Origin of the sequence: Amycolatopsis sp. NPDC005961 (assembly GCF_040629235.1) — a bacterium.
GTDB classification, from domain to species: Bacteria; Actinomycetota; Actinomycetes; order Mycobacteriales; family Pseudonocardiaceae; genus Amycolatopsis; species Amycolatopsis camponoti.
In genome coordinates, this window is sequence record NZ_JBEXVF010000018.1 from 50,109 (window position 1) to 63,192 (window position 13,084).

General features: G+C 71.7%; 12 protein-coding genes. 4 read left to right on the plus strand and 8 right to left on the minus strand.

Annotation, left to right across the window (positions count from 1 at the left end; genetic code table 11):
• Positions 1-19: 19 nt before the first annotated feature.
• The 3 genes from ABZ342_RS18685 to araD all read right to left on the minus strand — a co-directional run bounded on the left by ABZ342_RS18685 (position 20) and on the right by araD (position 4,912).
• The gene (locus ABZ342_RS18685) at positions 20-1,219 is read right to left on the minus strand and encodes an MFS transporter (RefSeq protein ID WP_360474333.1); all 1,200 of its coding nucleotides are present in this window, start codon (positions 1,217-1,219) and stop codon (positions 20-22) included.
• A gap of 51 nt (positions 1,220-1,270) precedes the next feature.
• Positions 1,271-3,070: a VanW family protein gene (locus tag ABZ342_RS18690; RefSeq protein WP_360474335.1), complete on the minus strand. Its 1,800-nt coding sequence runs from the start codon at positions 3,068-3,070 to the stop codon at positions 1,271-1,273.
• Between the two features lie 129 nt (positions 3,071-3,199).
• Positions 3,200-4,912 (minus strand): L-arabinonate dehydratase, encoded by a 1,713-nt coding sequence (gene araD / locus ABZ342_RS18695; RefSeq protein WP_360474337.1) that lies wholly within the window; start codon positions 4,910-4,912, stop codon positions 3,200-3,202.
• A 75-nt stretch (positions 4,913-4,987) separates the two neighbouring features.
• Here araD and ABZ342_RS18700 point away from each other — a divergent pair, with 75 nt between their 5' ends.
• From ABZ342_RS18700 to ABZ342_RS18710, 3 genes are read left to right on the plus strand one after another with little or no spacing between them, the layout of a single operon-like run.
• A complete protein-coding gene (locus ABZ342_RS18700; protein ID WP_155541792.1) occupies positions 4,988-5,641 on the plus strand; it encodes a GntR family transcriptional regulator in 654 nt (217 codons plus the stop codon).
• Positions 5,638-6,129, plus strand: coding sequence for a metallophosphoesterase (locus ABZ342_RS18705; RefSeq protein ID WP_155541793.1), 492 nt, complete (start codon positions 5,638-5,640; stop codon positions 6,127-6,129). Before ABZ342_RS18700 ends, ABZ342_RS18705 begins: the two co-directional genes overlap by 4 nt.
• A gap of 9 nt (positions 6,130-6,138) precedes the next feature.
• Positions 6,139-7,122: a PHP domain-containing protein gene (locus tag ABZ342_RS18710; protein ID WP_360474340.1), complete on the plus strand. Its 984-nt coding sequence runs from the start codon at positions 6,139-6,141 to the stop codon at positions 7,120-7,122.
• On the opposite strand, the gene ABZ342_RS18715 is transcribed toward ABZ342_RS18710, so the two are convergent.
• The 3 genes from ABZ342_RS18715 to ABZ342_RS18725 all read right to left on the minus strand — a co-directional run bounded on the left by ABZ342_RS18715 (position 7,115) and on the right by ABZ342_RS18725 (position 9,503).
• Complete coding sequence (locus tag ABZ342_RS18715; protein ID WP_360474342.1) at positions 7,115-7,759, minus strand: L,D-transpeptidase family protein; 645 nt, start codon at positions 7,757-7,759, stop codon at positions 7,115-7,117. The two genes, ABZ342_RS18710 and ABZ342_RS18715, sit on opposite strands and share 8 nt — an antisense overlap.
• A gap of 40 nt (positions 7,760-7,799) precedes the next feature.
• Positions 7,800-8,645: a chitosanase gene (locus ABZ342_RS18720; protein ID WP_155541796.1), complete on the minus strand. Its 846-nt coding sequence runs from the start codon at positions 8,643-8,645 to the stop codon at positions 7,800-7,802.
• 267 nt (positions 8,646-8,912) lie between these two features.
• Positions 8,913-9,503: a TetR/AcrR family transcriptional regulator gene (locus ABZ342_RS18725; protein WP_155541797.1), complete on the minus strand. Its 591-nt coding sequence runs from the start codon at positions 9,501-9,503 to the stop codon at positions 8,913-8,915.
• Between the two features lie 66 nt (positions 9,504-9,569).
• Between ABZ342_RS18725 and ABZ342_RS18730 the strand changes: the two genes are divergently transcribed.
• Positions 9,570-11,042, plus strand: coding sequence for an NAD(P)/FAD-dependent oxidoreductase (locus ABZ342_RS18730; RefSeq protein WP_360474344.1), 1,473 nt, complete (start codon positions 9,570-9,572; stop codon positions 11,040-11,042).
• A gap of 36 nt (positions 11,043-11,078) precedes the next feature.
• Here the strand turns inward: ABZ342_RS18730 and ABZ342_RS18735 are convergent, their stop codons facing one another.
• Both ABZ342_RS18735 and ABZ342_RS18740 read right to left on the minus strand, forming a co-directional pair.
• On the minus strand, positions 11,079-12,239 hold the full coding sequence (locus ABZ342_RS18735; protein WP_360474346.1) for a saccharopine dehydrogenase NADP-binding domain-containing protein: 1,161 nt from the start codon (positions 12,237-12,239) through the stop codon (positions 11,079-11,081).
• Positions 12,240-12,332: 93 nt separating this feature from the next.
• Entirely contained in the window at positions 12,333-12,971 is a 639-nt protein-coding gene (locus ABZ342_RS18740) for a GPP34 family phosphoprotein (protein ID WP_155541800.1), read from the minus strand.
• Positions 12,972-13,084 lie beyond the last annotated feature (113 nt).

Here is a 13,084-nt window from a genome sequence, read left to right on the forward strand (position 1 = left end):
GACCGGCGGGCCCCGCCGGTCACCGGGGTTCCGGTTGCGCGCGCCGCCACAGCGACGCCGCCCCGCAGGCGGCCACCACACCGATCGCCCCGGCTCCGGCGACGACCCCGTGCGGTGCCGCGCGCTCGGCCGCCAGCCCGGCCAGCACCACGCCGAGGCCCTGCGACACCCGCAACGCCGTCAGCGCGAAGCCGAACGCCTGCGCGCGCTGGGTGTCCGGGGTCAGCTGGACGAACGTCGTGTTCGCGATGAGGTTGTAGGAACTGGCCACTCCGGACAGCGTCAGCAGCGCCAGCGTCGCCTCGAGGTCCGGCCGCAGCGCGCACCCCAGCAACGCCGCGCACGCCAGGACGGCCAACGGCCCCAGCAAGCGGCTCCGCCGGGAAGCCGGGATCCGCGACAACGCGGCCATCCCGATGACGTTGCCCAGCGCGTACGCCCCGAGCAGCAGCCCGACCACCACCGCGCCACCGCCGAGTTCGGCCGCGTACGGCGCCGCGATCGCCTCGCCCGCGATGTAGATGCCCGACACGCACCCGAGCGCGACCAGCGCGAGCCGCCGCCGGTCGCCGACCACCACCGTCCAGCCCGCGCGCACGTGCCGCCACCAGCGGACCCCGGACGACTCCCGCGGCGGCCGGGACCGGACGCCGGTGACCAGGAACAGTGCCGACGCCGCGAAGCTCACCGCGTCCGCCAAGAGTGCGCCGCCGGTGCCGACGGCCGCGACCAGGAGCCCGCCGAGGGCGAACCCGGCGACCTGGCCCGCCTGCACGAGCATCATCAGCAGGCCCATCCCGGGCACGAACCGCTCGCCGGGCAGCACCTGCGGCAGCAGCGCGGCGCGCGCGGAGTTCCAGACCGGGTTGACCAGCTGGACGCCGATCAGCAGGGCCGCGACGGCCGGCAGCGGGAGCCCCGGCCACGCCATCACCGCGACCGCCAGCGCGCGCACCACGTCGGACAGCACCATCACCGCGCGCGGCGGGTGGCGGTCGGCCAGCCCGGACAGCAGCGGCCCGCCGACGAGGTCCGGCAGGAACGTCAGCGCGTACGCCAGTGCCGCCCAGCCGGGCGACTTCGTCCGGCCGTAGACCAGGATCGACAACGCGACCCGCGCGAGCTGGTCACCGGTGACCGAGACCAGCTGCGCCGAGAACAACGCCCGGAACTCGGCCACCGCGAGGACGTCCCGGAATCCCACCGCACGCGTCGCCATGGACACCCACGGTACCGCCGCGGACGCGGTGCGTGAACGGCCGTTAGGAGGTCACTGCCCCTCGCCGCACGTGATTTTCGGCTGCGGGTTGTAGCGGACGTTGCGGGTCGAGCGGCTGACCTCACGACCGGACGCCGCGTCCTTGAGCACGCGGGTGTCGCTCGTGGTGAAGCCCGGCGCGCCGTTGGAGGCGTGGCAGTTCTCCGCCGGCCCCGGCTTGGTCGGCGGGTCGGTCGGGTTGGACCGGCCGCCCTGGATCGACTCGACGGTGTAGCGCTTGGTGCCCCACAGCTTCACGGTGATCGACGACGGCGTCCAGATCGTCTGGATCGCGATGCCGGTGGCCGAGTCGTTCGTGAACTTGATGTCGATGACGCTGGCACCGTTGGGGTTCTGGAACACCGTCGCCTCGCGCGCGGCGGGGTAGCGGCTGATGTAGTAGCTGTGCTCCTTGTGCCCCGCGTCCTTCATGCCCGCGAAGTACGACGCGTTGTACAGCGTCGTCGCGAACTGCGAGATGCCGCCGCCGACTTCGCGCGCCGGGGCGCCGTTCTCGATGACGCCGGCCTCGACGTAACCCTGCGGCTTGCCGCGCGGGCCGGTGAACCCGTTGAGGCTGAAGGTTTCCCCCGGCTTGACGATCGCGCCGTTGACCTTCTGCGCGACGACGCGGATGTTCGTGCCGGAGTCGGCCGCGAAGCCGCCGGTGGTGAATTCGCCGACGACCTCCTTGACGCCCAGCTGGTTCGCCTGCTCGGTCGTCACCTTCGCCGGGCTGTCCTTGTAGACCGCGGCGACCTCGCGGCCGTCGGTCTTCTTGAGGACGTCGGGCAGCGGCTTGAGGCTCGGGTCCCAGTCGATGGTCCGGCCGTCGGTCGACGGGTCGACCGTGGGCTTGCCGCCCTCGAAGACGATGGTCGCCTCCTTGCCCTCCTTCTCGGTGGACTTCAGCTGCGGCCCGGCGGCTTCGGCGATCTTGGCGTTGTCGATCCTGGGGTTCAGCCCGCCGCCTTCGGCGGGCTCGAAGCTCAGCGCCGCGGCGATCGCGTCCGGCTTCACGGTGGCGTTCTTGCCGTCGCCCTTGACCACCAGCGGGCCCGAGACGGCGGGGCGCGCGAACTGCTCCAGCGCGGCCTGGACGCCTTCGGGCGTGGTGCGCACCGGCGTGCCGGTGACCGGCAGCGCCAGGGTCTCCCCGCGCGCCCACTTCTCGACGACGGCGGCCTTCGCGGCCTCGACGTCGAGCTTCTGCCCGGGCTTCGGCGCGACGGCGACCGGGTTCGTGCCCTCGAACTTCACGGTGCCTTCGGCCGGCTCGCGGTCGACCTGGCTGCGGAGGCTGTCGAGGGCGGCGGCGAGCTTGGTCTCGTCGGCGTGGCTGACGACGCCGACCTCGCGGCTGGAGAACAGCGACGCCAGGCGCGTGAACGGGTTCAGCGGCTGCTCGCCGGCCTGGTCGAGGGTCTGCGGCCAGTCGAGCTTCAGCCCGGCGAGCGTCGGCGACAGCTCGCCCTTGACGTCGCCCGCGGTCACGGCGAGGGGACGCGTCAGCCGCGGCTCGATCTGCCCGCGCAGCTCCTGCTCGGCGGCCTGGCGGTCCATGCCGCCGACGTCGACGCCGGCCACGGTCACCCCGCGCGGGACGCTGCCCTGGCTGACCAGCAGGTCGATGCCGTAGATCGCGACGAGCACGGCGAAGGCGCCGCCGGCGATCAGGCCGGTCTTGCGCAGGTTGATCCGCTGGGCGAGCTTCTGCACCGGAGAGGGTGCCGGGTCCGGTTCGGGCCGGACGACCGGCAGGACGTCCGTCTGCTCACCGTGTGACTCGGGCCAGCGCGGTTCGTACGGCAACTCTCCACCCCTTCAACGCGGCACCGGATCGCGCCGGTGACGGGATCAGCGTACGGGGCACCCGGACAAGCCGTACGACTCGCCCTAACGGGGGATGAACCGGTCACGGAACGGTCAATCGGCGCGCCCTCAGCCGGCGTCGGGCTCCGGATTGCGGCCCGCTCGCGCCAGGAAGTCGAAGTCGCAGCCTTCGTCGGCCTGCGTGATGTGTTCGCTGTAGAGCGCGCCGTAACCGCGCTCGAACCGGGGCGCGGGCGCGGTCCACTCGGCACGCCGGCGCTCCAGCTCCTCATCGGACACGTCCAGGTGCAACGTCCGCGCGGGGACGTCCAGGCTGATCAGGTCGCCGTCGCGGACCAGCGCCAGCGGGCCGCCGACGTGGGATTCGGGTGCCACGTGCAGGACGCACGCGCCGTAGCTCGTGCCGCTCATCCGCGCGTCGGAGAGCCGGACCATGTCGCGCACCCCGGCGGCGAGCAGGTGCGCGGGGATCGGCAGCATCCCGTACTCGGGCATGCCCGGACCGCCGAGCGGGCCGGAGCCGCGCAGCACCAGCACCGAGTCCGCGGTGATCGACGGATCCTCGATGCGCTTCTTGAGGTCGGTGTAGTTCTCGAAGACCACGGCGGGCCCGGTGTGGGTGAGCAGGTGCGGTTCGGCGGCGATGTGCTTGATCACCGCACCCGACGGCGCCAGGTTGCCGTGCAGCACGGCCACCCCGCCCTCGGCCGCCACCGGGTTGTCCCGCGGGCGGATGACGTCGTCGTTGTGCACCCGCGCGGCCGCCAGGTCGGCTTCGAGCGTGCGGCCGGTGACCGTCACCCGGTCGGTGTGCAGCAGGTCGGTCAGCCGCGAAAGCAGCCCGGGCAGGCCGCCCGCGTAGTAGAAGTCCTCCATCAGCCAGTCGCCGCCCGGCCGGACGTTCGCCAGCACCGGCACGCGCCGCGCGATGGCGTCGAAGTCGGCCAGCGACAGCGGGATCCCGCTGCGCCCGGCCATCGCGATCAGGTGGATCACGGCGTTGGTCGACCCGCCGAGCGCGAGCACGGTGGTGATCGCGTCGGCGTAGGCCCGCTTGTCCAGGATCCGCGTGATCGTCAGGTCCTCCCACACCATGCCGACGATCCGCGCGCCGCTCGCCGCGGCCATCCGGTGGTGCGCCGAGTCGACCGCGGGGATCGACGCCGCGCCCGGCAGGGTCATGCCGAGCACCTCGGCGGCCGACGTCATCGTGGACGCCGTCCCCATCGTCATGCAGTGCCCCGGCGACCGCGCGAGCCCGCGCTCCAGTTCGGACATCTCGGCGTCGCCGATCAGCCCGGCGCGCTTGTCGTCCCAGTACTTCCACATGTCGGTGCCGCTGCCGAGGACCTCGTTGCGCCAGTGTCCCCGCAGCATCGGCCCGGCCGGCACGAAGATCGCGGGCAGCCCGGCGCTCGCCGCGCCCATCAGCAGTGCCGGTGTGGTCTTGTCGCAGCCGCCCATCAGGACCGCGCCGTCGATCGGGTAGGACCGCAGGATCTCCTCGGTCTCCATCGCCAGGAGGTTGCGGTAGAGCATCGGTGTCGGCTTCTGGTAGGTCTCCGAGAGCGTGGCCACCGGGAACTCCAGCGGGAAGCCGCCCGCCTGCCAGACGCCGCGCTTGACCTGCTCGGCGCGTTCGCGCAGGTGCATGTGGCAGGGGTTGATGTCCGACCACGTGTTGAGGATGCCGATGACCGGCTTGCCGAGGTGCTCTTCCGGGTTGTAGCCGAGCTGACGGCCGCGGGCGCGGTGGCTGAAGTTGCGCAGCTCGTCGCCGCCGAACCACCGGTGGCTGCGGAGCTCCTCGGGTGCTTTCATGCGATCCAGTATGGCATCTGATATATGATCCCGGGGGCCTGGTTGAATGGGCTTCGACACGACCGAGGGAGCGCCATGACCGGGACGTTCAGCCTGCCCGCCTCCCGGACCGAAGTGGTCCTGGAGGAGATCCGCCGCGGCATCCTCACCCGCGAGCTGGTGCCCGGCCAGCCGCTCGTCGAAGCGGAGCTGGCCGCGCGGCTCGGCGTGTCGAAGACGCCCGTGCGCGAGGCGCTCAAGGTGCTCTCCAACTCGGGCCTGGTGACGTTCAGCCCGTACAAGGGCGCGTCGGTGGTCACGGTCGACGCCGAGCTCGCGAAGTCCGTCTACGACGTGCGGATGGTGCTGGAACCGGAAGCCGTCCGCCGGACCGTCGAACAGCGTGACGCCGCGTTGCTCGACGACGCGGCGGAGGCGCTGAAGGAAGCCTCGACGGCCATCGCCGACAAGGACCAGGCCGCGCTGAGCCTGCTCAACCGCCGCTTCCACCGCGCCCTCTACCGCGGCTGCGGCAACCCGCTGCTGGTCTCGATCCTCGACGACCTCAAGGACCGCGCGGCCCTGATCAGCGTCGTCGGCTGGGAAGCCAACCCCAGCTGGAAGAAGGAGTGGACCGAGCACAAGGCGGTCCTCGCCGCGGCCAAGAAGGGCGACGCCGAAGGGGCCGCGGCGCTCCTCAAGGACCACATCGGCGGCTTCCTCGAACGGGTCCTCAAGGCCATCGGATGAAGCTGCTGCTCATCTCGGACACCCACGCCCGCCCGCTGCCGGAGCAGGTGTGGGCCGAGGTGACGGCGGCCGACGTCGTCGTGCACGCCGGCGACTGGGTCGAGGCGGACCTGCTGGACGAGCTGGAAGCCCGCAGCAAGCGCCTGATCGGCGTCTACGGCAACAACGACGGCGCCGGCCTGCGGGCGCGGCTCCCGGAGATCGCGCGGGCGGACCTCGGCGGCGTGCGGTTGGCCGTGATCCACGAGACCGGCGCGAAGCAGGGCCGCGAGCAGCGGTGCGACGCGCAGTTCCCGGACACCGACGTGCTGGTCTTCGGGCACAGCCACATCCCCTGGGACACGACGACCCCGGCGGGCCTGCGGCTGCTCAACCCCGGTTCACCGACGGATCGCCGCCGTCAGCCGTTCTGCACCTACCAGACCTGCCGCATCGAGCGCGGCACCCTGACGGACGTCGAGCTGCACGAACTGCCCCGGAAAGGGTAGACAGGTCCCATGGATCCGGCATGGGCGTTGCGGGAGATCGCGTTCCAGCTCGAACGCGCGGGAGAACCGACCTACCGCGTCCGCGCGTTCCGGAGCGCGGCCGCGACCGCCGACAAGGTCGGCGCCGAGCAGCTGGCGCAGATGGCCGAGAACGGCACGCTCACCTCGCTGCCCGGCATCGGCAAGGCCACCGCCGGCGTCATCGAGGACGCGCTGGCCGGCCGCGACCCGGCCTACCGCGAGAAGATCGTCGAGAAGAAGCTGCCGGACGGCGAGCCGCTGCGCTCGGCGTTGCGCGGCGACTGCCACACCCACTCCGACTGGTCGGACGGCGGCAGCTCGATCGGCGAGATGGCCGTCGCGGGCCGGGACCTGGGCCACGAGTGGATGGTGCTGACCGACCACTCGCCGCGGCTGACCGTCGCGAACGGGCTCTCGCCGGACCGGCTGCGGACGCAGATGCAGATCGTCGGACGCGCCAACGAGCTGATGGCGCCGTTCCGGCTGCTGCACGGCATCGAGGTCGACATCCTCGACGACGGCGCCCTCGACCAGGAAGAGGACCTGCTGGGGCAGCTGGACTTCGTCGTCGCGAGCGTGCACTCGAAGCTGCGGATGCCGGCGAAGGACATGACGCGGCGGATGCTCGCCGCGGTCCGGAACCCGCACACCCGGGTGCTGGGGCACTGCACCGGGCGGCTGGTCGCCGGCCGCGGACGTCCGGAGTCGGAGTTCGACGCGAAGGCGGTGTTCACCGCGTGCCGCGAGAACGGCGTCGCGGTGGAGATCAACTCGCGCCCGGAACGCCTCGACCCGCCGATGAAGCTGCTGCGCCTGGCCGCCGAGATCGGCTGCGAGTTCGCCATCGACAGCGACGCGCACGCGCCGGGCCAGCTCGACTGGCTGGGCTACGGCTGCGAGCGTGCGATCCAGGCGGGCATCGGACCGGAACGGATCATCAACACCCGGACGGCGGCGGACCTGCTCAGCTGATCTCGATGACGGGGTGCTTCGCCGGATCGAGCCAGCGCAGGAGGGCTTCGAGGTCGGGCTTGGGGATCGCGACGCAGCCCGCGGTCGGCTTCCCGTCGGTGACGTGCAGGAAGAAAGCCGAGCCCGCGCCGGGTACGACCGGCGCTCGGTTGTAGTCGATGACGACGGCCTGGGCGTAGACCGAGCCGGCCTCGCCGAGGTTCTCGCCGGCGGCCTCGTCGAAGGGGCAGCTGCCGGGGGCGCACGTGAAATGCGTGTTGTAGTAAGGGGAAGCCACGTCGGAAACCCACCAGTCCGAGGTGGTGACCTCGCGGTAGGGCAGCCGGGTCCGGGCCGGCTCGATGCCGAACGCTTCGGTGAGCGGCCAGACGCCGGCGGGGGTGTGGGAGGTCGACTCGCTCGCCTGCCCGACGCCGTTCTTCCCGACGTGGGCGGGGATCGGGCCGTACGCCTTCGTCCACTCGCCGCCGGTGCGCTGCCACGCCGTGAGGACGGCGGTGGCGTCGCCCGCCGAGCGGGCGCGGACGGTGATGAGCTGGCCCGGGTCCGCGGGCGGCGCGGCGGCGGTCGCGGGTGTGGCGGCACCGGTCAGCAGCGCGGCCGCGGCCAGCGTGGCACCGAGGGATCTCCTGCGCATGCGGGAGAGGGTACCGGTGCCACGCCGGCCGCGCCGGGTGTCAGTTGATGGTGTAGCTGTCCCCGTAGACCTTCCACTTCAGCGGGGTGTGCAGGTCGAAGTTGCCCGCGTTGAGGAACACCAGCTGCTCGGTGTCGACGCGGGAGGTGTCGGCGTGCGCCTCTTCCTGCTTCATGATGACCTTGCGGGCGTCGAAGAAGGCCTTGAGGTAGGTCGTCTCGTTGCCGCCCTGGGCCGGCGTCTTCGCCTTCTTCATCGCCGTCTTGCGGATGCCGCCGAAGCTGTCGGAGCTGTCGCCGGGGCCGTGCATGACGATGGCGTCGTAGTAGGCGAACTGGCCGAGGTTGCTGAGGCCGTCCGACTTGCCCTGGCTCACCGCCGGGTTGAAGTACACGCGGTCGCGTTCGCTGTTCTGCGCGTCCTGGAACGCGGTGGTGGCCGCGGCCTGCTTCCACGCGCTCTCGAACGCCGAGCCGAGCCCGCTGTGCGAGTCGGTGCCGTTCACCTTCCGCAGCGCGGGGAGGTACTTGGCGAGCGGGTTGTTCGGGACGGCGTCCGTGTAGGCCTCGACGAGCTCGAGCATGTCGCCGGTGCCGGAGCAGAACCCGATGATGCCCGCGGTGTAGCCGCGGCCGTCACCGATGTCCTCGATGTACTTGTACTGCGCCTTCCAGTCCAGCGAGGAGTTTTCCGCGCTGGAGACCAGCTTCATCGCGATCTCCTTCTTCGCCGGCGCGGAGAGGTCGCCGGTGGCGAGGGCGGTCGCGCTGGTCGCGGCCAGTGGGGCGGGGGCCGCCGTGGAGAGGGCGGGAGTGGTGATCACGAGGGCGGCGACGGAGGCCGCGCCGAGCGCGCCGATGAAGACCGGCCGCAACTTCTTGCTCATGGGGAAAACCCTTTCCGCGGAACTTGCCGTGGGGGAGCACGGCTTTTCGGGCATGGCGGACGAAGCCCGGAATTCGGCGGCCTGCGTAGCCGTCGCCTTCGGGGCATCGGGTGGTGCTGCGGCGTAGCGCCACGGTAGCGAAGGGTGAACGGCTTCACAAGAGGCGGAAGATGTTCACGTTCCTGAACAGCGCGTTTCCGTCCTCAGTGGACTCGGATTCGGCAAATAGGTAAATCCGCGAACGGAAAAGAGGCTATTTCGGCGGGATCAGCGCGCGCCGGCGAAGAGGCGGATGACGTCCGGCAGCACGTTCACCGGGATCGTCGGGTCGATCGCCCGCTGGACGCCGAGGCCGATGCCGAGGCTGAGCAACGCCGTCGCGGCGTCGGCGGCCGGCATCGGGAGCGTGATCCCGAACCGCTCGGCGTAGCCGGCGAGCAGGTCCGCGATGGTGTCGCGGATGGCCTTGTCCCGCGCGGCCAGCTCGGCGCGCACGTGCGGGTTGCGCCGGGCGTTCGTGGCGAACTCGACCTCCAGGGCGGTCCACGCCTCGTCGCCGATGCTGCGCTCGGCCCAGGTCTGGAACGCGGCGAGCAGCCCGTCCACGCCGTCGGCGCCGACCAGTGCCTCGGCGACCAGGGTGACCTGCTCGTCGTGGATCCGGTCGAGCACCGCGAGGCAGAGCTCGTCCTTGTTGCGGAAGTTCGAGTACACCGCGCCCTTCGAGTACCCGGCCTCGTCCGCGACCTTTTCCAGCGACGTCACGGAGTAGCCGTCGCGCAGGAAGAGCAGCTTGGCGGTCTCGATCAGCTGCTCGCGGGTGCGCGCCTGGCTTTCCGCGCGGGTGAGTCGGGCCATGCGTCCACTCTAGCCAGCCCGGGAATCGGGGTACCACTAGTATTCGAATACTGCTAGTCTCCGAAAATGGACCAACGCCACTTCGCTGTCCTCGTCGTCGGTGCCGGGGCGTCCGGGCTGGGGGCGGCCATCCGGCTCGGCCAGGCCGGCGTCGACGACCTCGCCGTGCTGGAGAAGGCCGGTTCGCTCGGCGGGACCTGGCGCGACAACACCTATCCCGGCTGCGCCTGCGACGTCCCGTCCGCGCTGTACTCCTACTCGTTCGCGCCCAACCCGGGGTGGACGCGGGCGTTCGCCGGGCAGGCCGAGATCCGGGCGTACCTGGCGGACACCGCGTCGCGGTTCGGGGTCACGGACAAGATCCGCTACGGCGTCGAGGTGACGCGGGCGCAGTGGACCGGCTCCCTCTGGGAGCTGGAGACGTCCCGGGGCCCGTACACCGCGCGGGTCCTGGTGGCGGGCACCGGGCCGTGGCACGAGCCGCTGATCCCGGACCTGCCGGGGCTCGCGGACTTCCCGGGCGAGGTCTTCCACTCCGCGCGCTGGAACCACGGCTACGACCTGGCGGGCAAGCGGGTCGCGGTGATCGGCACCGGAGCGTCGGCGGTCCAGTTCGTCCCGCGCATCGCGGGGGAGGTCGGCCGGCTGCACCTGTTCCAGCGCACGGCGCAGTGGGTGCTGCCGAAGCCGGACCACCACGTCCCGGGCGTCGAGCGGTTCCTGCTGCGGCGGTTCCCGGCGCTGCAGCGGGCGTTGCGCAGCGCCGAGTACGCGGCGATGGAGACGCTCGGCTTCGGGTTCCGGCACCCGTGGCTGCTGCGGCAGGTGCAGAAGATCGGGCTCGCCCACCTGCGGCTGTCGGTGCGGGATCCGTTGCTGCGCAAGGCGTTGACGCCGGACTACACGCTCGGCTGCAAGCGGCTCCTGATGTCGAACACGTACTATCGGGCGCTGACGCTGTCCCATGTGGACGTTCATCCGACGGCGGTGCGTTCGGTCGTCGGAGACCGCGTCCTGGGCGCGGACGGATCGTCGGCCGAGGTCGACGCGATCATCTTCGGCACGGGCTTCCACATCCTCGACATGCCGGTTTCGTCGCGGCTCTTCGACGCCGGCGGCCGCAGTCTCGACGACCACTGGAAGGGCAGCCCCCAGGCGTACGCGGGGACGACGGTGGCCGGGTTCCCGAACCTGTACCTGCTGCTGGGGCCGAGCCTGGGGACCGGGCATTCGTCGGCGTTCATGATCATGGAGGCCCAGCTGCGCCACACGGTGGCGGCGGTGACCCGGACGCTGAGCTCGGGCTGGACGTCGCTGTCGGTGCGGCCGTCGGTCCAGGACGCGTTCAACGCGGAGGTCCAGGCGGCGCTGCCGGGAACGGTGTACCAGTCGGGCGGTTGTTCGAGTTACTACACGGATGTCAACGGGCGCAACAGTTTCAGCTGGCCGTTTTCGACGGGCCGGCTGCGGTCGGCGGTGGGCTCGTTCGACGAGGCGGACTACGAGATCGGGCGGGTCCACGCGGTATCCGGCGAGTGAGGTCCGGGGCGCTTCACGCTCGGCGCCGGGAAAGCGTCACAGCGTCGCGAATCGCATCCCCGCCTTGGTGAGCCGGTCGATCAGCGCGTCGCCCATCGCGGTCGCCGTGGTCACCTGGCCCGCCGTTTCCGGGAGGTCGTCGGTCGCGAGGCACAACGCCGATTCCGCGAGCATCTTCGCCGTTTCGTCGTAACCGGGATCGCCGCCGGACACCTCGGTGACGACGCGCTCGCCGCCGCCTTCGCCGATGAACCGCACGGAAAACCACGACCGGGCCCGGCGTTCGGGGCTCGGGCCGTTTCCGGGGGCCAGCAGGCGCGAGAGTCCGCGCCGGGCGGGCGGCACCTGGGCGGCGGCGAACAGCGCGCCGATCCCGAGCGCGCCGCCCGCCAGCACCGGCAGGTGCTTGACCGCGGCGAAGTGCCGGTAGGTGAAGTCCGGCCCGTAGCGCTCGGACGCGGCGGCCGACCGGCGGACGACCTCGGGATCGATCGTCGGCAGCGGCACGGCCCACCAGCCGGGATCGGTGACGCGGTGCGGCCGTCCGAGCGGCGCGTGGGTGAACCGCCCGGCCGGCCGCGGCTCGGCGGCCGCGCGTTCCTTCGCGATCCGCGCCCCGGCCGGCAGCCGGGACATGATGGTCAGCGCGCTGAGGAACGTGCCGCCCGAGGGCATCCCGCTGGCCCGGACGTAACCGTCGATCTTCAGCGGCACGCCTTCGGGCAGCTGCTTGACGGTGAAGTACGCGCCGAGGTCGTGCGGAATCGAGTCGAAGCCGCAGGCGTGCACCAGCCGCGCGCCGGTCTCGCGGGCCCGGCGGTCGTGCGCCAGGTACATCCGGTCGACGAACTCGGGCTCACCGGTCAGGTCGACGTAGTCGGTCCCGGCCGCGGCGCACGCGGCCACCAGCGGCTCGCCCTGGGTGAGGTAGGGGCCGACGGTGGTGATGACGACCTTGGTGGCCCTGGCGACGGCCGCGAGCGACGCGGGATCGCCGGAGTCGGCGACGAGCAGGTCGAGCGAACCGAAGCGGTCGTCGATCCCGGCGAGCCGCGCCCGGACGGCTTCGAGCTTCCCGAGGTTGCGCCCGGCAAGAGCCCACCGCAGATCCGCGGGCGCGTGGCGCGCCAGGTATTCGGCGGTGAGACCCCCGGTGAACCCGGTGGCGCCGAACAGGACCACGTCGTACGCGCGCATGTCTCCTCCAGGGGACGTCGACGGCGGACGCGCTCAGGTTACCCGCGGGTCACTTCGGGTCGCTGATCCAGCGGCCGGTCGCACCCCCGCCGGTCACTTCCGATCCCCGGTGTAAACCACCGCCGCCGCGACCGCGGCCACCCCGGCGACCACATCCGCGATTCGCCGCGGCAGCCCCTGGTGCGTGTCCTCCATCCACCCCCGCACCTGCGCCCGCCCGAGTTCCGGCTCGCACAGGTCGTCCACCCCCGCCGTCCACGCCAGCAGCGCCAGGCACGCCGCGTGCGGGTCGGGCCGGTCGACGCCGAACACCGCCGCCCGGGCCTTGCTGCGGGCCGCCGTCGACACCAGCAAGTCCGCCGGTGGGTAGCGGTGGCGGCGGAGGAACACCCGCTCGGGTGTCCGCCGGACGAGGCCGAGCGCGACCAGGTTGTCCGCCGCGATCGACGGCAGTTCCCCGCGCAGGTGGTCCACCCACTCGCGCACGCTGTGCGTTCCCGTTTCCGAAACGATTTCGGAAAACACGTGATCGGCCGTCGGAATACCCGGCGGCCGTCCCGCGATCGCGCGGACCTTCCGGTTCTCGACCGTGATCCGGTCGGTGAAGAGCAGGTCGCACAACGCCGCGCCGGCGAGGCCGATGCCCAGCGACGTCCGGCTGAGCGTCGGGCGGCCGGTGAACTCGTCGTGTCCGAGGAAGAAGAAGGAATCGACCAAGGTGAGCCGGCGCATGACGGAAAAAGGCCCCCTGGGCGGTCGCGGTGAGGATGCCGAAGATAGCGGTCCGGCTTCGCGCGGTTTCGGCGCCGTCACGGTTTACCCCGAACGGACGTACCGCCCTCCCG